Genomic DNA, 19,969 nt, shown 5'->3' with positions numbered 1-19,969 from the left:
GACACAGTATATACTGTGTCTTGTTTTTTATATTGTTACATACCGATCCAAATGTAAATGTTGCATATCTTTTGTATGTATAACAACATCAAATGCACTCCCTACTCCTCCATTCAAAATCATAGAACGAACTGCTCGATTTTGTTTTTGCGTTTCAGAAAAAGGATTCGTATCTTGATGGCTCGTAAGCTGTTCTAATATCCCTGCAGCTAACAAGAACTCAGATTGTTTCTTATGCCATACTGCACTCATTCCTTGCATACTAAACATCTCCTTTAGCTCGTCCCAATGAATATGAGTAGTAAGATCCATTTCACCTGGATGCGCTAGTGGGTTACGTATTAGCTTATGCTGATAATACCCTCGCAAACTTCCTTCACGGTGTGCTGGATGCATCCATTCTTCTTTTGTGTATCCATAATCAACTGTAATACATATACCTTTTTGAAACCATTTCGCAATTTCTTTTATATACTCCTCCATCACAATTGGTACTTCAAAACGTTGCCCTTCAGCAATATGAATATTATATTTCAATAAATAGCGACCAATTCTTTTATCTAACGGCCTACATACTTCTGAAAGGTTTCCTTCCTCTGTATATGTAATACGTACTTCATACAACATACCATTTCTTTTCTCAATTATTTCAACAGGAAATGCATCAAACAACTCATTCGAAAAAAGAATTCCCTCGAAAGAATCTCCCATTTCACTATAGGAGGTATAGTACGATACATTAGAAAATGAGCCAAGGTGCTCCTGCTGTAATTTTCTATGAAAAGGGCTCACTTCAATCATTGAATAGTTTAAATCAATAAAGGTTTTTGGAGATAATTGCTTCCATTCTTGTAAAACATCATAGGCAAACTTCCCTGTTCCTCCGCCAATTTCACAAATATTCGTAGCAACTTCACCATTTTCAACAAGACGAATAAAAAGTTTAGCAAAAGTTTTTGCAAACACAGAGGATACGTTGCTACTTGTAAAAAAATCCCCTTGTCTTCCAATCTTTTCACGTTCTTTCATATAATATCCATGACCTTCTGTATACAATACAAGGTTCATATACGTACTATATGAAATTGAATAATCCTTTTCTTTCCCCATCCATTCTCTTAAAATGAGCTCCATTCCCATAATGACTCCTTATTGTAAAAACGGATTATTTTCTTTTTCAAAGCCAATGCTTGTTTCTGGACCATGTCCACATAAAACCGCTGTTTCATCTGGTAATACAAATAATTTCTCTTCAATACTTCCAATTAATTCAGCGAAACTTCCACCAGGTAAATCTGTTCTTCCAATGCTCATTTGGAACAATACATCTCCTGAGAATACAGCATTCGCCTCTTTACTATAATAAGAAATACTTCCTGGAGAATGTCCTGGTGTCTCAAAAATTTCAAAATTAAATGATCCAATTGTTAATGTACCTTCTGCATCAATAATATGATCCGCTGGTTTTGCTGTAATACTGCGGTTCATCATAAAAATTTGAGAGCCGTTTACAGTTGCATCTCCTAACCAATCTGCTTCTTCTTTATGTACGTACACAGGAATATGAAAAGTGTCTCTTACCGCATCAACAGCACCGATATGATCAAAGTGAGCATGTGTTAATAAAACAGCTAATGGTTTTAATTGTTCTTCTTGTAAATATGTAACGAGCTTTTCACCTTCATGACCAGGGTCAAAGATAATGCACTCTTTTTGATCGTTCATTAAAATATAAGCATTTGTTTGTAATGGGCCTAACGGCATTTGTATCCATTTCATATGAAAATCTCCTCCAGTTATTAAACTTACTTTTAATGATACAACATTTCTTTCTCTGAGGAAAAGAAAGGATGCTATCTCGACAATCATTTTTAAAACATGTACAATATAAAAGAGTAAATATTCCAAAAACTCATAATAAGAAATGGGTAGACAGAGGAGGATATTGTATGGGCCTTGTTATTATTTTTACACTTGTCACTCTGTTAGCTGTATTTGCTACGCTTAGAACACTTCGTGAAAAAAACTTTTTCGCGAGCGGCTTTGCAATTGCAACTGTACTCGTTTTCGGATGGTTTACGATCATGACTGTTCTATATAACGGGTATCCACCAGCAGCTTAATTCGTTTACACTTTATTCTTCATCGAGATTTCACACAAAAAGAGGAAGGGTTCCCCCTTCCTCTTTTCATATTTCACAACTTATATCATCTTCGCTTCGTATTTGTGCTTTTTTACAAGCCAAGCTCCTCCGATAACACCTGCATCATTACCAAGTGTTGCAATAGCTAACTTCGTGCTCTTTACAGCACGTGAGAAAGCGTATTGCTCGAAATAGCGTTGAATTGGTTCTAATAGCGCATCTCCAGCTTTAGACACGCCTCCACCAATAACAATTTTCTCTGGGTTCAATGTACTAGAAAGGTTCGCTACAGCTAATCCTAAATAAGAGGCTACTTTTTCTACTACTTCACCTGCTAATTCATCACCTTGTCCAAGTGCTTCAAAGACATCTTTTGATGTAATACGTCCTTCTTCAGCTAACATAGAACGCAACATGCTCTCTTTATTAGTCTCTTGTATTTTTTGCATAGCAACACGTACAATACCTGTCGCAGATGCTACTGTTTCTAAGCAACCAGACTTCCCGCAATTACATGGGAAAGCATTTTCTGTAACGACTGTAATATGTCCAATCTCACCAGCAGCACCACTCACGCCGTGTACAATCTCACCATTGGCGATTACACCACCACCAACGCCCGTACCAAGTGTCATACATATTAAATCTTTTGCACCTTCACCAGCACCTTTCCACATTTCACCAAGCGCTGCTAAGTTTGCATCATTATCAATAACAACAGGTAATCCTGTTTCTACTTCTAATAAATCTTTTAGCGGATAGTTTTTCCATCCTAAATTAACCGCTTCATAAATCATTCCAGACGCCACATGTACAGGACCAGGAGCTCCCATACCAATACCAATTAACTTGCTCTTCAATTCGCCTAATTCTTCTAGCTTTTTATCAATTGCTTTCGCAACATCAAGTGTAATATGTTTTCCTTGCTCACCTGTATTCGTAGGGATTTCCCACTTATGTAAAATTTCACCGTACACATTAATAAATGCTAATTTAATCGTTGTACCACCAAGGTCAACACCAACTAACCATTTCTCTTCCATGTTGCTTACCTACCTTTATCTAATTCTTATTTAGCTCTTTTTGAATTTCTTGCTTCAATAAAAATAAAGCTGTTTGATAGTCTTGTGGATCGATTAGCTGTGATTGATTTAATTCACGCAATTCATCTTGCATTAATTGTAAATCTGCAATTCGATCTCCCGTATAAATAATCGTACCAAATTTCTTTAGCAATTGCTGAATATCATAAATAGATACCATTTCATCACCCTCTATGCTCACTTACTATAAAAAATTATAATAAGAAAACGTTCACATATTTTATTATAATCAAGAAGAAAAAGTCTCGTCAATTTTTATTTGTCTATACAAGCTTATTTGTAAGCAGTGTTCCTTTTTCTGTAATAATTTTTTCTATGTTTTTATCAAATGGCTCTACCGGAATGTGTTTTACCATTTGAAAATCATACGCTAATGACAGCGTTTTCCCTTTATAATGCACGAGATAACGATCATAATAGCCACCGCCGTACCCAATTCGCTCTCCTCGTTCTGTATAAGCTACGCCTGGGACAATTTGAAGATCAATTTCATCCATATTCACTTCTTCCGTAAGCCCGGGAATCGGTTCACGTAAATTCATATACACCGTTTCTAATTGATCAAAATTATTAATTTGCCGGAAGGACATCGTTCTTGTTCCTTTATTACACTTAGGAACTACAACTTTCTTTCCTTCTTCCCAAGCTTTTTCGATAATAGGATATGTATTCACTTCATTTTCCATTGAAAGAGTAATTCCAATTGTTTTAGCTTCAACCCACTCTTTTTGCGCATACAACGAAAATGCAATCTGTTCTGATAAAGTTGTATACTGTTCTTCTGATAAAGAATTCATGTGTTCTATTATTTGTTTACGCAAACGTACTTTCTCTGCTTTCACACATTCTCCCCCTTACAGTGACACTTTACTCTATGCTGATAGTGTATCACTTTTAACATAGGAATCGAATAAAAAAAGAAACAGTAGGAAAATATTCCTACTGCTTACTTTGTTTCACGGTGTAACGTAGACTTCTTGTCACGCTTGCAATACTTTTTAAGCTCGATACGCTCAGCGTTGTTACGTTTATTTTTCTTTGAGATATAGTTACGATCTCCGCATTCTGTACATGCTAGAGTAATATTCACACGCATTCTTATTTCCCTCCAGTACTAATAACTTAAATCAGACTATACTATAATACCACTTTTAAAATAAAAATTCTACACCTTTTGATATTGTCTAATTTTTTCTATAAGATTTTTCATATTTTCCCTTGCTATTACTGGGTTTCTAGCATGTGAATACACCAAAAATTTTGGTTGTTTTATGTCAGAAACGATATAAGACCACTCTTTTTCAGTATATTTGAACTGCACTCCTTCAAATATCCCTTCTCCCTTCCTTTCTATATCATCCAATAATTTCCTCATAATTTCCCCTTTTTCATTCCATGAACATACCACTTCATCATAAAGTAAATAGAGCGGAGGTGATTGCTCTACTATGCTGAGAAACGTTTTTCCTTGCAATGCTATTAGCTCGAATAATTTTCCAATCCGATATAAAATATCTCGCTTCCACCTCACTTGAAACGATTTTCTTTCATCCTGCGTATAAAATAGAAGATAACATTCTCCTAACTTCAAAGACATTGGATAAATATTTCCTGTCGATTCGAGCAAGAAATCTGGAATATCTACCTCTTCAAAATCTGTACCTTGGTAAATATTACTATGTTTATCGTATAACTCGAAATGATTTCCTTTCTCCGAAAACATAAGAGCCATATTCGCTTTACTTGATTTCATCAAAGCTTTCACATGATCTTTTTGTTCGCTTGCATAAATCCATGTAACTGTACAACCAAGTCTTTGCAGAAAGAGCATAAGTAAATGTTGCAACGTATCATTTCTCTTATTAATAAGAAGATGAAACTTCTGCATCTGTATTTTCTCGATATCAATATGCTCCAATATAACTTCTATATACTCATTCATAGAAACATGAACGAGCTTATTACGCCCCATTTCTTTCTCCTGCACGTAATAAAACAATTCGGACATATATATTTGTTCTATCTCTTTTTGCTGCTTATACGTTAACGGCATGCCAGCTTGACCGTATAACTTTATAACAATCTCATTCTCATTCTCCACTTGAATGAAAACACCACCTGCACATTGCAAATGATGAACACTATATTGAAAAAGTGACTCGTTCATTTCTTTACATTCCATCGTATGAATCCCTATACCATGAATAGCATGTAAAAATAAATTTTTATAAGAGGTTGTTTCTATATTTTCTTGACTTCCAATTAATATACTTTCTCCTTTTTCAAAAAGAGAACCATACGCCATCGCAATCTTCACGATAAACTGGGGAGTAATTTCAACATTCCCTCTTCCTACAATGCGGCTTTTTTGTAACCACCCTGCACTCATTTCACTCTCTTGAATACCAGCCGCTCCTACTATCGAATGACTATCAATCGCCTTATAAGGCCATAGTTTTCCTTTTTGCTTAATTACCGTACTTCTCCCGATATGACAGTGATCCGCTACAACACTTTTTTGAAACAGTGTAACATCATCTTCAACTATTGTACGCTCTCCTATTGTCGTTTCTAATAGTTCACAATACTTCCCAATGTGGGCATTCGCAAAAACAATACTTTTTTGAAGATGAGAATAACTTGAAACGATACTATTTTTCCCAATAATAGAATATGGCTCAATTACAGCTCCTGTACCAATCTTTGCTCCTTCTCCAATAAAAGAGGGGCCATGAATTTTCGTCCCTTTACCAATCGTCACCCCTTCCCCCATCCATACCATAGGTAATACTTCTGTATAAGGAATAGGTACTTGTAACTTTTTCGTTAACAAATCAAATTGTGCTTGTCGATATTGATTAAATGTGCCGATATCTAACCAATAACCTTCTGACAAATATGCGAATAACAAATTTTTGTTTGCCAATAACGGAAACACATCATGACTGAAATCAAAAAATTGCCTAGGCGGTATGTAAGAAAAGATTTCTGGCTCCATAATATATATGCCTGTATTCACAACATTAGATACTACCTCATTCCAGCCCGGCTTTTCTATATATCGTGTAACCTCCTGGTTTTTATTCATTACAACCAATCCAAATGAGAGTGGATTTTCTACTTCTTTCACAAACATTGTTACCATTCTTTTCTTTTGTTCATGAAACCTAATTCCTTCTGATAATTGAAAGTCAGTTAATGCATCCCCGCTTATCACAACAAATGTTTCATCTAAAAATTGTTCTGCTTGTTTAATACTCCCTGCTGTGCCAAGCGGAGGAGAGTCTTCAAAATAATACAAGTTAACTCCCCATTTACTACCGTCACCAAAATATTGCTTAATGGTCGTACTCATATATTGAACAGTAATTGCAATTTCACGAATACCATGCTGACGTAATAACTCAATATTATATTCTAAAACTGGTTTTTCTAATAATGGTAACATCGGCTTTGGAGTATTACATGTTAATGGTCTAAGGCGTCTTCCTTTTCCTCCAGCTAAAATAACCCCCTTCATATACTTCAGCCTCCACTTATATAATGTTCAGTAACTCCATATACCATATGTATATTCCCTATCCCACATGAACTAGCAGCATAAACTTGATTAGTTAAACAAATCCTCATTTAGAAGACCATATAATTAAATTTCTCACCTATAAAAACGTATGTTTCAAACAACAAGAAAGCGCTTACTATAAATTGGTAAATAATACTTATTAACAACAAACATATATACTAATTTTTCCATTACATTATGATACATCTTATCATCATAAACTAAAGGAAACAACGAGCTTTTTTTGTCATGTTTTGACTAAAAAAAGCAGGTGATTTCTCATCACCTGCTTTTATTCCTACTCATTCAATAAATAATGCTTTCCTTTTACTAAATAAAAGACATTTTCAGCAATATTTGTAATATGATCTGCTACACGCTCAATATATCTCGCGACAAATGATAATTGTGTAATTTGCGTAATTGCTTCTGGTTGTTCCGGAACCGACGATATAAACTCACGAATTGCTTTTCCATATATTTCATCAACGGAATCATCCATTTCAGCAATTTGTTTCGCAAAAGTTAAATTTTCTTGTTCATATGCTTCTAACGCTAAATGCAACATCTCATTTGCAACCGCAAACATTTCATCCAGGTTGTGCAAACTAACAGCCACTTCTTTTTCCCCAAGACGAATTGTAGCCTTTGCAATATTAACAGCATGATCTGCAATACGCTCTAAATCTGTCGCTGTTTTAATTGAAATAAAAATCCTTCTTAAGTCACTTGCTACAGGTTGCTGCTTCGTAATGAGCATAAGCGCAAGATCGTTTATTTCCTCTTCTAAATTATCCATGCGGTAATCACCATCAATGACCTCTAACGCTTTCTCTACATCCCTTGTATGCAGACCTTCCATAGCCATCAATAAAGCCGCATTTGCTAATTCTCCAAGCTCGATCACCTTTTGCTGTAACGCTTTTAAATCACCTTGAAACTGTTCTCTTACCATTTTTCTTCCCCCTCAATATTATGTGCCATTATATAAAAGTGAAACTTTAATCAACCCTCATCAATCGGACTTTTATGCTTGTAATAAACCTTAAGATAAGGAGAAGTATTACTTCTCTATTAACAGTAAGATAAAATAAGAAATGCCCTCTGTTAAGAGGGCACTTGCTCTTAGCTTTGAAACGATATCAACCAAAGCGACCTGTAATATAATCTTCTGTACGCTTATCTGAAGGAGTCGTAAATAATTTGTTTGTATCTGTATACTCCACAACTTCCCCGCTTAAGAAGAAAGCTGTTTTGTCTGAAATACGCGCTGCTTGTTGCATATTATGCGTTACGATAACAATACTAAAATCTTTCTTTAGCTCTTGAATTAATTCTTCTACTTTTAATGTTGAAATTGGGTCTAATGCCGATGTTGGCTCATCCATTAAAATAACGTCTGGCTCAATAGCTAAGCAGCGTGCGATGCATAGACGCTGTTGCTGTCCACCAGATAAACCGTATGCATTATCGTGCAAACGATCTTTTAACTCATCCCAAATCGCTGCTCCACGTAAACTTTTTTCAACAATTTCATCTAATGTCTTTTTGTCACGAATACCATGGATTTTTGGACCGTATGCTACATTCTCATAAATAGATTTTGGAAATGGATTTGGCTTTTGGAACACCATTCCTACATGCGTTCTTAATTCTTCAACTGGATATGATTTATCAAATATATTGCGTTCTCTATATTCAATTACACCTGTAGTTCGAACAATCGGTACTAATTCTACCATGCGATTTAATGTTTTTAAGTAAGTTGATTTACCACAGCCACTTGGACCGATAATGGCTGTAACTTCATTCTCATGAATACTTAAATTAATATCTTTTAAAGCATGGTCTTCCCCATACCATAAATTTAAGTTTTTCGTATCAAATACTACCTTCTTTGGCGCAGTCTCGATTTTCTCTTCGTTTTTCACCTGTACATTTACTACTGTTGCTACCATTTGAATTCCCCTTTCATCCACTTCCAACTTATTTTCGATTTCGTAACCATAAAACAAATATATTAATAAATAGCAACAAACCTAACAAAACAATCATCCCAGCTGCTGCTACATACTGAAATTCTTCTTGTGGCCTACTCATCCAATTAAAAATTTGAATTGGTAGAACTGTAAATCTATCAAACATACTAAATGGAACATAATTTGCAAACGCAAGTGCCCCAATAACTAATAGTGGTGCAGCTTCTCCAATTGCTCTTGATATCGCTAACGTACAGCCCGTTATAATCCCTGGGAAAGCATATGGCAATACAATTTGATACATCGTTTGCCACTTCGTAGCACCTAATCCGTAAGAACCCTCTAATAATACACTTGGTACTGATCGAATTGCTTCTTGACTCGCCACAACAACTGTTGGTAAAACGAGTAAACTCATCGTCAGCGCTGCTGCAACTATACTCTCTCCTAAATGAAGAGCATATACAAAAATAGTTAAACCAAGCAATCCAAATACAACGGATGGTACTCCTGCTAACGTTTGATTATTAATCTCTATTATTTTTTTAAATAGAGATTCCTTCGCATATTGCTCTAAATAAAGTGCTGTTCCAACTCCAAATATAAAAGAAACAGGTATAACAATACTCATAAATAATATTGTCCCTGACAAAGCTGCAGCAATACCAGCTTCTTTCGGATTACGTGAAGCGAAATTTGTAAAGAAATCTATTGAAAGATAACTTATACCTTTTTCAACAATTTGAAACAGTAACAAAAACAAAATTACGATTGAAAATAAAGTTGCTATATAAAATAACAATTTGTAAATTCGATCTTTTAAAAAGCGTGATGCCATGTTTTTTTGTATTTTTTTATGATTCAACATTCGCATATTATGTCATCCTCCTAAAACGGCGCATAATAGACTGCGAAATGATGTTCATAATAAAGGTAAACAAAAATAACGTTGCACCTACAGCATACATGCTGTAATACGTAATCGTTCCATGCGGAGCATCACCTAAACTTACTTGCACAATATAGGCTGTTAACGTTTGAATTGAATGTGTCGGATCAAGCGATACATTTGGTGTGGATCCTGCTGCAATTACAACAATCATCGTTTCACCAATTGCACGAGAAGCCGCTAATATAATCGCTGCCATAATCCCTGTAAAAGCGGACGGAAACACCACTTGTTTTACCATTTCAAACCGCGTCGCTCCGAGTGCTAATGAAGCTTCTTTCGTCCCTTTCGCCACAGCTCTCATCGCGTCTTCAGATAGAGATGCAACTGTAGGCATCATCATAAATCCGATAACGATTCCTGGACTAATCGCATTAAAAAACTGCAAATCTGGTATAATCCTTTGTAAAAGCGGCGTAACAATTGTTAATGCAAAAAAACCATATACAATTGTCGGGATACCTGCTAATAGCTCTAACATCGGCTTTAATATTTTCCGTGCACTATTTGAAGCATATTCGCTTAAAAATACGGCACACGCTAAACCGATAGGAATTGCTACAAACATAGCGATTGCTGTTACAAGGAACGTTCCACATATGAGTGGTAATATACCGAATTTAGGGTCTTCAAAAAATGGTAACCATTCTTTCTCCGTCAAAAAGGAGTATAATGATATTTTTTGAAAAAACATGATTGTTTCATTAGAGAGCGTAAAAACAATTCCAAGTGTCGTCACAATAGAAACGCTAGCAATTATTTTTAGTAATAAAGGCACTATTCGATTGATTCGCTGCGTTTTTTTTCTTTGTTTTGTATTTCTTTCAATCAAATGTTGTACAGAAAATGTAATTTGACTTTTGTCATTATGAGCCAAAGATGAAAACCCCTTTCCACCCTGACATTACCTTTTTATTTCTGTTAACATACGCAGCTGTTCATTGTATTTTTCTTTTCGTAATTTTACATACCCGACCTCTTCAGCGAGGTTACCGACATGCTGAATCATAAACTCAACATAGTTTGCTACATTCATTTTATTTCGGATAGATGCATTATTCACATAAGCAAGTAGCGGCCTAGATAACGGCTTATACTTACCTGATTGAATGGTCTCTTTCGTCGGAAATACACCATTTACTTTTATTGCTTTCACCTTATCTCGATTAGCCATATAATAAGCATATCCTACAAAAGCAATGGCATGTTTATCATTCATTACCCCTTGCATAATAACTTGATCATCTTCAGACAAAGAGACTTTTTTTACAATGCGATGATTTTGTAAGATGACATTTTGAAAATAATCATACGTACCAGAGTCTACGCCTGGTGCATAAAACTTCACTTGTTCACGTGGCCATGTTGAATGAATTTGTGACCATCGCTTCTCTCTTCCATCTTCACTCCAAAGTAGTCGTAACTCGTCTACTGACATATCGTCTACCCATGTATTATGGCGATTCACAACAATCGTAAGACCGTCGTTAGCAACCTCAAAAGGTGTGAACTGAATAGAGTTTTTCTTCATTTCATTTTTCTCGACTTGTTTCATTACTCTCGAAGCATTATTTATATCTACTTCTCCTTTACTGAAACGATTAAATCCTCCCCCAGTTCCAGAAATACTGATGGAAATTTTCACGTCTGGATGCACCTTTGTATATTCCTCCGCTACTGCTTCTATAATAGGAAAAACCGTTGAGGATCCATCAACTCTCACTTCTCCCGTATCATTTAAAGCAAATGCAGTAGACATTTCAAAACAGAGGAACCATATTGATAATACGAAAATCTTAATCGGTGTATGCATCCATTTCACGTGTTCTTCCTCCTAGAAGTAACCGGAAATAACAGGATTACAGATATAAGAATACTGCTAAACTATTAATTCGGTTTTAATTGTTTGTAAAAGTTTTGTAAAGTTCCACAAAAATCAACATACGATACAATTTTAATTCAGTAGTAGCTATTCATTTCCTCTGATGATTTCCCTATAAAATATTTATCCCCTATCCCACCATATACAAGTATCATTTATAGGGCCGCGTTTTTTAAATGTTGTATACTTGTCCACATTTATTACACGATATGCATAAACCATAAAAAAAAGCACACTATCTTTTCATATAGTGTGCTTTTTTACAACTTTTTTATTCATCATCTTGATCTTTGTTTTTATTGTCTTTATCATCTTTTGGAGCTTCACCATTTACTTCTTTGTTTTTCAAATCAAAGTAAGCGTCCATAATTTCACGACCAATATATCCATTAATACCAGTCTTATCATCATGTACCCATGGAACGACAACAGAGAATGCTACTTCTGGATCTTCAAGTGGCGCATAACCTACTAATGTTAAGTTATATGTTTCCACACGTTCACCTTTTGCATTTCTACCAATCTCTTTATCTCCGCCATACACAGTTTGAGCTGTACCAGTTTTCCCAGCAGCTTTATATTTTGCACCTGTAAAGTACTTTGTAGCTGTACCACCTGAATCATTATACACTTGTCTAAATCCTTCTTGAACACGTTTAATTTGCGATTCCGGCATATCAATACGATTTAATACTTTCGGTTCCATAGATTGAACAACTTTCCCAACTTCATCTGGTTTCACTGCCGGTTGACGAATTTCTTTTACAACTTGTGGTTGCATACGATATCCACCATTGGCAATCGTCGAAATATATTGCGCTAATTGAAGCGGTGTATACGTATCATACTGTCCAATTGATAAATCTAGTAAGAAACCTGGTTGACTACTCTTACCCATCTGACCAGCAGATTCATTCGGTAAATCAATTCCTGTTTTTACACCAAGTCCAAACTGTCCGAAATAATAACGCATCGTATCAAATGCTTTTTGAGGTATATCTAACGTACCACCTCTCACATATGGAACACCGGCGATATTCATCGCTGTTTTAAACATATAAACGTTAGAAGACATTTTTAAAGCTGTAAGGTCATTAATGTATCCCATCGTTTTCCAAGACGACTTCGTAGGTGTACCTTTTAATTTAATTGGTTCATCCAATTGTACTGCCCCTGGTTGAATCGCACCAGTTTGATATCCAGTAAGTACTGTTGCACCTTTTACAGTTGACCCCATCGGATAAGAACTTGTCATGGTACCTAATGCAAAGTCATTTACTTTCGTTTGACCATCTTCGTTAACTAATTGTTTCCCCGCCATAGATAAAACTTCACCATTTTTTGGGTTCATCATTACAACAAATGCGCGATCTAAAAGAGGTTCACTTCCTTTAAACCTCATTAAATTCTTCGCAAGAATATCTTCCACGCGCTTTTGTAATTCCATATCAATTGTTAAGTTCAGGTCATTACCACTTTGTCCTTTTGATACATTAATCGTTTCTAAAATATTACCGTTTTTATCTGTAACATTTCTAACTTCTGCTTTCGTACCATGCAGGCTATCTTCATACTGTTGTTCAAGATAACTTTTTCCTACTCGGTCATTTCGATTGTAATCACGAACAAGATAGTAATCTAGTCTTTCTCTCGGTAAGCCTTCATCAGATGTCGACACCCCACCAAGTACACTTCGGAATAAATCATCGTACGTATATTTTCGCTCCCAATCAACATTCGTATCTACACCTGGTAATGCTGCTAGGTTTTCACTAATAATCGAATATTCCTTTTCTGTAGCATCCTTTTTAATAACTTGAGGTGTCATTGCATATCCGCCGTCCATCTTACTCTTAATCGCTAGTATTTCTAGATCTTTGGCGGATAATTGATTAATCTCTTCTTCTGTTACACGACTTCGCTGACGCTCGTCTAATTCTTTATCATCAATTTTTTTATCTTTAAACTCTTGACGATCTTTATTCGTAATTTTTTCTTTAGCTTCCTCTTTATGCATAGCAAGCCAATAATCTTTTTTATCGCGATCTGTTAATTTATCTGTCGGTACTTCAATCAAATCTGCTAGCTTTTTCGCTGTTTCTAAGCGATCCTCTGCAGTTGATCCCTTCATTTTTGTAAATGTAATAGTACGAATGGCTGCATTATCTACTACAGGTCGCCCATAACGGTCAAATATTTTCCCACGCGGTACAGGATTACTTATCGTTGAGTTTTCTTTCTTCTCCACTTCATTCTTATATTCTTCACCGCGAACAATTTGTACATATCCGAGCCTTACAATAACCGCGGAGAACATTAAAAACACGCAGAAAAACAACACGTTTAATCGAAAAGGAACGTGGGTCTTTTTCTTATTTTGCTTCTGCTTCTTGCTCATACAAACCCCCTCTACCAACAGCTATGTAATGTGAAAGGGACACCCTCATACAGGTGTCCTCACTGCTGTCTTACATCTTTTTCTATTCTAGCATAAAACAAACGAGAAGTTAACCTTCTGGTTCAGTTTGGTTTTGCGCGTTCTCTTGCGTTACAACACTTGTTTTACTCGCATTTCCCTCATCATATTTGACATTTTTAACTGCAAAATAAATAAGAAAATGTCCAGCACCTAAAATACATAATAAGTAAGGTAAACTTTTTTCAGGTGGAAAGAATAGTACAGCACATAAAAAACTTAAAATGGAACAGATTCTTCCGGCGTTTAACCATAACTCCCGAACAACGACATATTCCACACGCCATTCTCTCGCATTTTTCGCTCTACCAATTACGTCATATGTCATTGATCCGTACGGAACAAGTAAAATAGGATATGCAATCGCAATACATGCCGCATAAATAAGTAATTTCGTGTATGTAACATTGAAAATAACTAAAAAGACGACAGCATATAAAATAATGCCCCCAAGTAAAATTGCTTTTTTTCGCCACTCCTTCTTTAACATACGAGCAACTAAGTAATAACATACAAAGGATACAGCAGAGTTCACTAAACTGTATTTCCCTAATGCGAACTCACTATTAGTTGCTAAATAAACATATACTGAAATGACAAAAATAAACGTTCCTTCTCTCAATCCTTGGAAAAAATGAGCTCGTGTAATCTTTCCCCAATTTTTATCAATCCGTCGTTCTTTCAATACTTGCACGATTTCATAACGCCCTTCACATTCTCTTTTAGATAAAAAGAAGCTTAAGACGACAGCAATTGCAAATAGAACTAATGAAAGAAAGAATATAACAGTATAACCACTCCATTTCTCCATACGTGAAATTGTGTATCCTGCTGCTACTGGTCCGATCATTCCAGAGAAGGATGTAAGAAGTCCAAGAAACCCATTAAAGAAATCTCTTGTTTCTGGTTCTGTAATTTCAAATGTCAATAAGTTAAAAGCCAACCAGTAAAAACCGTATCCTACTCCTAAAAGAGCCCCCATTAATAAAATATACTGAGAAGCACTTTTCCCTGCTACTAAGACAACGATAAAAAAAATTGCGAGCGTTCCTACCCCTATTCGTAATAAAATCGAGCGATCGATACGTTTCGCTAATTTCCCCCCTACAAGAAATGTGAGAGGCTGTAATACCACGCTGGCTAAATTATACAAGCCAAGATTCACATAATTTTGTGTTTGTTTCCATAAATAAATATTTACAAACGTATTCGATAAAGAAATTGCGAGCGTGTATAAACCTCCTATAAGGAGCAATAACACTAAATCCCGATTCACTTCAACGTCACCAATTATATGTTTCCATTTCATACACAACTCTCCTTTACTTCATGTTCTAGTCTTCCAAAGACAAGCCCAATTATGTAAAAGGAAAGCATAGAAAAAAGCTAGGGGCTCTCCCCTAGCTTTTTCTATATTTGTTACAATTATTTTGCTTCTTGGTAACGTTTTTCAGCAGCGTTCCAATCTACAACGTTCCAGAATGCACCGATGTAGTCTGGACGACGGTTTTGGTAGTTTAAGTAGTAAGCATGCTCCCAAACATCTAAACCGATAACTGGCGTTTTACCTTCAGTTAAAGGAGAATCTTGGTTTGGAGTGCTTGTTACTTCTAACTCACCATTGTTTACTACTAACCAAGCCCAACCAGAACCGAAGCGAGTTGCGCCAGCTTTTGCGAATTCTTCTTTGAATGCATCGAAGCTACCGAATTTTGCTTCAATTGCAGTTGCAAGTTCACCTACAGGTTGTCCTCCGCCGTTTGGAGATAGGATTGTCCAGAAGAATGTATGGTTAGCATGTCCGCCACCATTGTTACGTACTGCTGTACGGATTGCTTCTGGTACTTCGTTTAAGTTTGCAACTAATTCTTCTACGCTTTTGTCAGCTAATTCTGCATGACCTTCTAAAGCAGCGTTTAAGTTTGTAATGTACGTGTTGTGATGTTTTGTATGATGGATGTTCATTGTTTCTTTGTCAAAGTGAGGCTCTAAAGCATCATACGCATAAGGTAAATTTGGTAATTCGTGTTTTGCCATTGTTATATTCCTCCCAGTTTATGTATTGCCACTTAAGTGACATACAACTTCATTCTACCCTAATTGCCATAGGGTGCAAACAAATAAATCACATTGTCTTGCTATCATTAAAGTAGCAAAATTCCCACTTCTTTTCAATTAAAATGCTCATATATTCCGTAAAAAAAGCTTCCTTCTACAAGGAAGCTTCCTGCTAACATAATAAACATGTGAAATGGATATGGACCCTGTAGGACTCGAACCTACGACCGGACGGTTATGAGCCGTCTGCTCTAACCAGCTGAGCTAAGGGTCCACAATTATGTATGTAACAACATATCAAATAAAGGAATTCCTATCGGATATGCTCTTTAAGAAATGTAAGATAAATTTACCATATAGAAAAGAAAAGTGTCAATTGTATTTTTCTTATTTAAAAGAAGAAAGTTAATAAAAGAAATTTAGTTATCTCCACTATATGTAAATATAATATATCTTGAGATTCTCTAGATTACTACGTTACAATGATTTTATACATACATAAAGGAAGTGAATCTATGTCCATATTTACCCAATTCGTAAAAAGCATATACTCGCCTAAAGATATGGCGCTATTCCGTTTTCAAAAAATCGGTAAAACCATTTTGTATATTATGCTACTTTGCTTAATTACTACTATTCCAAGAACTTTTTTGTACGGTAGTTTTATCCAAGATGGTGTAAGCATGGTAAATCAAGTCATCGATAAAGATTTACCTGATTTTAAAATTGAAAATGGCGAACTAAAAGCCGATATTGATCAACCTATTGAAAAAGAAGAAGGAAATGCACTTTTCGTATTTGATCCAAATTCAACAGACCTAGAAAAATATCAAAATAAAACAGGTTTATTTGTTTTAAAAGATAAAGTAGTCTCTATGGGAAATGGTCAAATACAAACGTATTCTTATAACGATTTGTTAGGTGCATCTCTTGAGAAAAAAGATCTACAAGAATTTATTTCTTTATTCGATAATATTTATCCAATTTTATTATTTGTTATTGGATTCTTAGTGTACCTATTCCAATTATTCATCACTTTTGTAGGTGTGACTTTACTTGCGTTCATCGGTTCTGCTATGAGCGGTCAACGTAAACTATCCTATAAACAAGTTTGGACACTAACTGCATACAGCTACACAATCCCAACAATCTTCTTTATGATTATGGATGCATGTAAGATTGTCGTACCTGGATCAACATTCATCTATATCGCAGTTATTTTAATTGTTCTGTACTTAACGATTAAAGAAGTTCCAAAACCGAAAGAAAAATAAGAACGAAAAAAAAATGCCTAAATAGGCATTTTTTTTTTGGACAAGCATATATTCCTAGCAAAGGAGTGAAGAATATGAAGAGATTAGGTATATTCCTATTCGTGCTTGTTCTCGGTTATATATTTTATTACGATATAAAAATCGGTACTTTACCGATGTTAAGTTCATATAAAAAAACAACTGCTGCTCAAACGATTAAAAAAGAAAACACAGACAGTCAACAAAATAAAGAGAACAAAACAGAAAAAGAAACGGATGTATCTTATAAAACAATTGAAGTAAAAACTGGTGAGACAGTTCTTTCTATTACAGAACAAATTAACAAGAAAAAAATTCCTTCCATAGAAAAAGTCATTGACGACTTTAAACAATTAAACAAAAGTACATCTGCTACAAAAATACAAATTGGAAAGTCTTATAAATTCCCCTTATATCAATAAGCTATCACTTAATCCTTGTCAATTACATAAAGGCGCTGATACAATAGTAAAAGTGAAACCGAGTACTTCGGTTTCTATAGCCCTATATCACGTATACTATCATTGATATGAGGGACTAAATAAGAAACTTCTTTTATAAGGAGAGCGATCTATTCGTGAATGAAATGACTCATCGTACAAAAACACGTCCAGTTAAAGTCGGTAATTTAACAATCGGCGGTAATAATGAATTAATTATACAAAGTATGACAACAACAAAAACACATGATGTTGAAGCAACAGTTGCTGAAATTAAGCGTTTAGAAGAAGCCGGCTGTCAAGTCGTCCGCGTTGCCGTTCCAGATGAACGCGCAGCAGATGCTATTGCTGATATAAAAAAACAAATCAACATTCCACTTGTTGCTGATATTCATTTTGATTATCGCCTTGCTTTAAAAGCAATTGAAGGCGGCATTGATAAAGTACGTATCAATCCAGGTAACATTGGTCGTCGCCATAAAGTAGAAGCTGTTGTAAATGCAGCAAAAGAGCGCGGTATTCCAATCCGTATTGGTGTAAACGCTGGTTCATTAGAGCGTCATATTTTAGAAAAGTACGGGTACCCAACTGCAGATGGTATGGTTGAGAGCGCGCTACATCATATTAAAATTTTAGAGGACCTAGATTTCCACGATATTATCGTATCTATGAAAGCCTCTGATGTTAACTTAGCAATTGAAGCATACGAGAAAGCTGCTCGTGCTTTTGATTATCCATTACATTTAGGTATTACAGAATCTGGAACATTGTTTGCCGGAACTGTAAAAAGTGCTGCTGGTCTTGGAGCAATCTTAAATAAAGGCATCGGAAATACACTACGTATTTCATTAAGTGCTGATCCAGTTGAAGAAGTAAAAGTTGCTCGTGAACTATTAAAATCATTCGGTCTTGCGTCTAACGCAGCAACACTTATCTCTTGTCCAACTTGTGGTCGTATTGAAATTGATTTAATTAGCATCGCTAACGAAGTGGAAGAATACATCTCTACACTTCAAGTACCAATTAAAGTTGCAGTACTTGGTTGCGCTGTAAATGGCCCTGGTGAAGCTCGTGAAGCTGATATCGGTATTGCCGGTGCACGTGGAGAGGGATTATTATTCCGTAAAGGGCAAGTCGTTCGTAAAGTACCAGAAGAAACAATGGTAGAAGAACTGAAAAAAGAAATCGACGTAATTGCTGCTGAAATGGCTGCTGAACGAGAAAAAGAAAAAGAGACACAAGAACAATAAAAAGAAGGTTGCCACAACATTTGTGAGCAACCTTCTTTTCTACGTAAAAAAGCTCGTCAGTTATATAACCGACGAGCTTTTACTTTGCACATTTTGGACAACGACCATATATTTCAAACTTATGCCCAGTTACTTCATAACCGGTAAAATCTTTATTCATAAAATCCATTGGACAGGAAGTAATCTCTTTCGTTCCCCCACAATCCAAACAAATAAAATGATGATGATGTTCCATAATAGAACAAGTAAAACGAAAATGTTTTTCACCATTTAATTCCGTTTGTTCTAAAACACCAATCTCAGCAAAAACTGTTAAGTTACGATAAATCGTATCAAAACTAAGCCCTGGATAATCGTCCTTCATATGCTCTAAAACGTCTTTCGCAGTTAAATAACGATTATGTGCTGCAAATAATCTGAGCATCTCTTCTCTTTTTCCAGTATGTTTGTATCCTTTTTCTTTCATTAGGCGTAAAGCTTCTGTTAGATTCATACCTATCCCTACTTTATGCAGTTTTTTTCTTCTTCCATAAAATCGCACCGATTAAAATAAGAACTGCTATCATAACAATTGTACCACCTGGCGCTAAATCAAGTTGATACGAAGCAAACATTCCACCAATTACTGCAATTTCACCAAATAAAATGGAAAAGAAAATTGTTTGTTTAAATCCTTTAGCAATACGAATACTTGCTGCAACTGGTAACGTCATTAATGATGATACAAGAAGAACCCCCACTACACGCATTGATACTGCAATGACAAGAGCAACTAATATAATGAAAATAAAGTGAATCCATTTCGCTCTTAAACCAGTTGATACTGCGTATTCC

General features: G+C 35.5%; 21 protein-coding genes and 1 tRNA gene. 4 read left to right on the top strand and 18 right to left on the bottom strand.

Annotated elements, in window-relative coordinates; genetic code table 11:
- Positions 1–27 precede the first annotated feature (27 nt).
- Both ABWK52_RS18545 and ABWK52_RS18540 read right to left on the bottom strand, forming a co-directional pair.
- Positions 28–1,140, bottom strand: a complete 1,113-nt coding sequence (locus tag ABWK52_RS18545; RefSeq protein ID WP_000525156.1) for a class I SAM-dependent methyltransferase — start codon at positions 1,138–1,140, stop codon at positions 28–30.
- 9 nt (positions 1,141–1,149) lie between these two features.
- The gene (locus tag ABWK52_RS18540; protein ID WP_000871233.1) at positions 1,150–1,779 is read right to left on the bottom strand and encodes an MBL fold metallo-hydrolase; all 630 of its coding nucleotides are present in this window, start codon (positions 1,777–1,779) and stop codon (positions 1,150–1,152) included.
- A 170-nt stretch (positions 1,780–1,949) separates the two neighbouring features.
- Between ABWK52_RS18540 and ABWK52_RS18535 the strand changes: the two genes are divergently transcribed.
- Positions 1,950–2,123: a DUF2759 domain-containing protein gene (locus tag ABWK52_RS18535; RefSeq protein WP_000524852.1), complete on the top strand. Its 174-nt coding sequence runs from the start codon at positions 1,950–1,952 to the stop codon at positions 2,121–2,123.
- Positions 2,124–2,203: 80 nt separating this feature from the next.
- On the opposite strand, the gene glcK is transcribed toward ABWK52_RS18535, so the two are convergent.
- The 14 genes from glcK to ABWK52_RS18465 form a co-directional block, all read right to left on the bottom strand.
- Positions 2,204–3,187 (bottom strand): glucokinase, encoded by a 984-nt coding sequence (gene glcK / locus ABWK52_RS18530; protein WP_000391701.1) that lies wholly within the window; start codon positions 3,185–3,187, stop codon positions 2,204–2,206.
- A gap of 19 nt (positions 3,188–3,206) precedes the next feature.
- Positions 3,207–3,407 carry a YqgQ family protein gene (locus ABWK52_RS18525; protein ID WP_000253699.1) on the bottom strand — a complete coding sequence of 67 codons (201 nt, stop codon included), beginning with the start codon at positions 3,405–3,407 and terminating at the stop codon, positions 3,207–3,209.
- A gap of 103 nt (positions 3,408–3,510) precedes the next feature.
- Entirely contained in the window at positions 3,511–4,089 is a 579-nt protein-coding gene (locus ABWK52_RS18520; RefSeq protein ID WP_000642751.1) for a 5-formyltetrahydrofolate cyclo-ligase, read from the bottom strand.
- Positions 4,090–4,193: 104 nt separating this feature from the next.
- The gene (gene rpmG / locus ABWK52_RS18515; protein ID WP_001265616.1) at positions 4,194–4,343 is read right to left on the bottom strand and encodes a 50S ribosomal protein L33; all 150 of its coding nucleotides are present in this window, start codon (positions 4,341–4,343) and stop codon (positions 4,194–4,196) included.
- A 69-nt stretch (positions 4,344–4,412) separates the two neighbouring features.
- Positions 4,413–6,767 (bottom strand): sugar phosphate nucleotidyltransferase, encoded by a 2,355-nt coding sequence (locus ABWK52_RS18510; protein WP_000679343.1) that lies wholly within the window; start codon positions 6,765–6,767, stop codon positions 4,413–4,415.
- Positions 6,768–7,107: 340 nt separating this feature from the next.
- Positions 7,108–7,764 (bottom strand): phosphate signaling complex protein PhoU, encoded by a 657-nt coding sequence (gene phoU, locus ABWK52_RS18505; RefSeq protein WP_000251243.1) that lies wholly within the window; start codon positions 7,762–7,764, stop codon positions 7,108–7,110.
- A 187-nt stretch (positions 7,765–7,951) separates the two neighbouring features.
- Positions 7,952–8,767, bottom strand: a complete 816-nt coding sequence (pstB, locus tag ABWK52_RS18500; protein WP_000226681.1) for a phosphate ABC transporter ATP-binding protein — start codon at positions 8,765–8,767, stop codon at positions 7,952–7,954.
- 28 nt (positions 8,768–8,795) lie between these two features.
- Positions 8,796–9,662 carry a phosphate ABC transporter permease PstA gene (pstA, locus tag ABWK52_RS18495; protein WP_098204817.1) on the bottom strand — a complete coding sequence of 289 codons (867 nt, stop codon included), beginning with the start codon at positions 9,660–9,662 and terminating at the stop codon, positions 8,796–8,798.
- A 1-nt stretch (position 9,663) separates the two neighbouring features.
- Entirely contained in the window at positions 9,664–10,614 is a 951-nt protein-coding gene (gene pstC / locus ABWK52_RS18490) for a phosphate ABC transporter permease subunit PstC (RefSeq protein WP_000940914.1), read from the bottom strand.
- Between the two features lie 27 nt (positions 10,615–10,641).
- Complete coding sequence (locus tag ABWK52_RS18485) at positions 10,642–11,559, bottom strand: PstS family phosphate ABC transporter substrate-binding protein (RefSeq protein ID WP_053512770.1); 918 nt, start codon at positions 11,557–11,559, stop codon at positions 10,642–10,644.
- Between the two features lie 331 nt (positions 11,560–11,890).
- Positions 11,891–14,017 carry a peptidoglycan D,D-transpeptidase FtsI family protein gene (locus ABWK52_RS18480; RefSeq protein WP_000038982.1) on the bottom strand — a complete coding sequence of 709 codons (2,127 nt, stop codon included), beginning with the start codon at positions 14,015–14,017 and terminating at the stop codon, positions 11,891–11,893.
- Between the two features lie 109 nt (positions 14,018–14,126).
- Positions 14,127–15,404 carry an MFS transporter gene (locus ABWK52_RS18475; RefSeq protein WP_097862788.1) on the bottom strand — a complete coding sequence of 426 codons (1,278 nt, stop codon included), beginning with the start codon at positions 15,402–15,404 and terminating at the stop codon, positions 14,127–14,129.
- Between the two features lie 116 nt (positions 15,405–15,520).
- Entirely contained in the window at positions 15,521–16,132 is a 612-nt protein-coding gene (sodA, locus tag ABWK52_RS18470) for a superoxide dismutase [Mn] (RefSeq protein WP_001052031.1), read from the bottom strand.
- Positions 16,133–16,353: 221 nt separating this feature from the next.
- Positions 16,354–16,427, bottom strand: a tRNA-Ile gene (locus ABWK52_RS18465).
- A 241-nt stretch (positions 16,428–16,668) separates the two neighbouring features.
- On the opposite strand from ABWK52_RS18465, the gene yqgB reads away from it, so the two are divergent.
- From yqgB to ispG, 3 genes are all read left to right on the top strand, one after another.
- A complete protein-coding gene (gene yqgB, locus ABWK52_RS18460; RefSeq protein WP_097862789.1) occupies positions 16,669–17,427 on the top strand; it encodes a protein YqgB in 759 nt (252 codons plus the stop codon).
- 74 nt (positions 17,428–17,501) lie between these two features.
- A complete protein-coding gene (yqfZ, locus tag ABWK52_RS18455; RefSeq protein ID WP_000825416.1) occupies positions 17,502–17,867 on the top strand; it encodes a protein YqfZ in 366 nt (121 codons plus the stop codon).
- 164 nt (positions 17,868–18,031) lie between these two features.
- Entirely contained in the window at positions 18,032–19,135 is a 1,104-nt protein-coding gene (gene ispG, locus ABWK52_RS18450; protein WP_153577907.1) for a flavodoxin-dependent (E)-4-hydroxy-3-methylbut-2-enyl-diphosphate synthase, read from the top strand.
- 79 nt (positions 19,136–19,214) lie between these two features.
- Here the strand turns inward: ispG and ABWK52_RS18445 are convergent, their stop codons facing one another.
- Both ABWK52_RS18445 and ABWK52_RS18440 read right to left on the bottom strand, forming a co-directional pair.
- Entirely contained in the window at positions 19,215–19,628 is a 414-nt protein-coding gene (locus tag ABWK52_RS18445; RefSeq protein WP_001054516.1) for a Fur family transcriptional regulator, read from the bottom strand.
- 13 nt (positions 19,629–19,641) lie between these two features.
- Positions 19,642–19,969, bottom strand: a 328-nt coding sequence (locus tag ABWK52_RS18440) for a metal ABC transporter permease (protein WP_257472998.1), incomplete at its 5' end; no start/stop codon positions are given.

This window comes from Bacillus sp. AP50 (assembly GCF_040492675.1).
GTDB classification, from domain to species: domain Bacteria; phylum Bacillota; class Bacilli; order Bacillales; family Bacillaceae_G; genus Bacillus_A; species Bacillus_A cereus.
The sequence above is the reverse complement of the archived record's forward strand: the minus strand, read 5'-3'. Positions and strand labels throughout refer to the sequence as shown.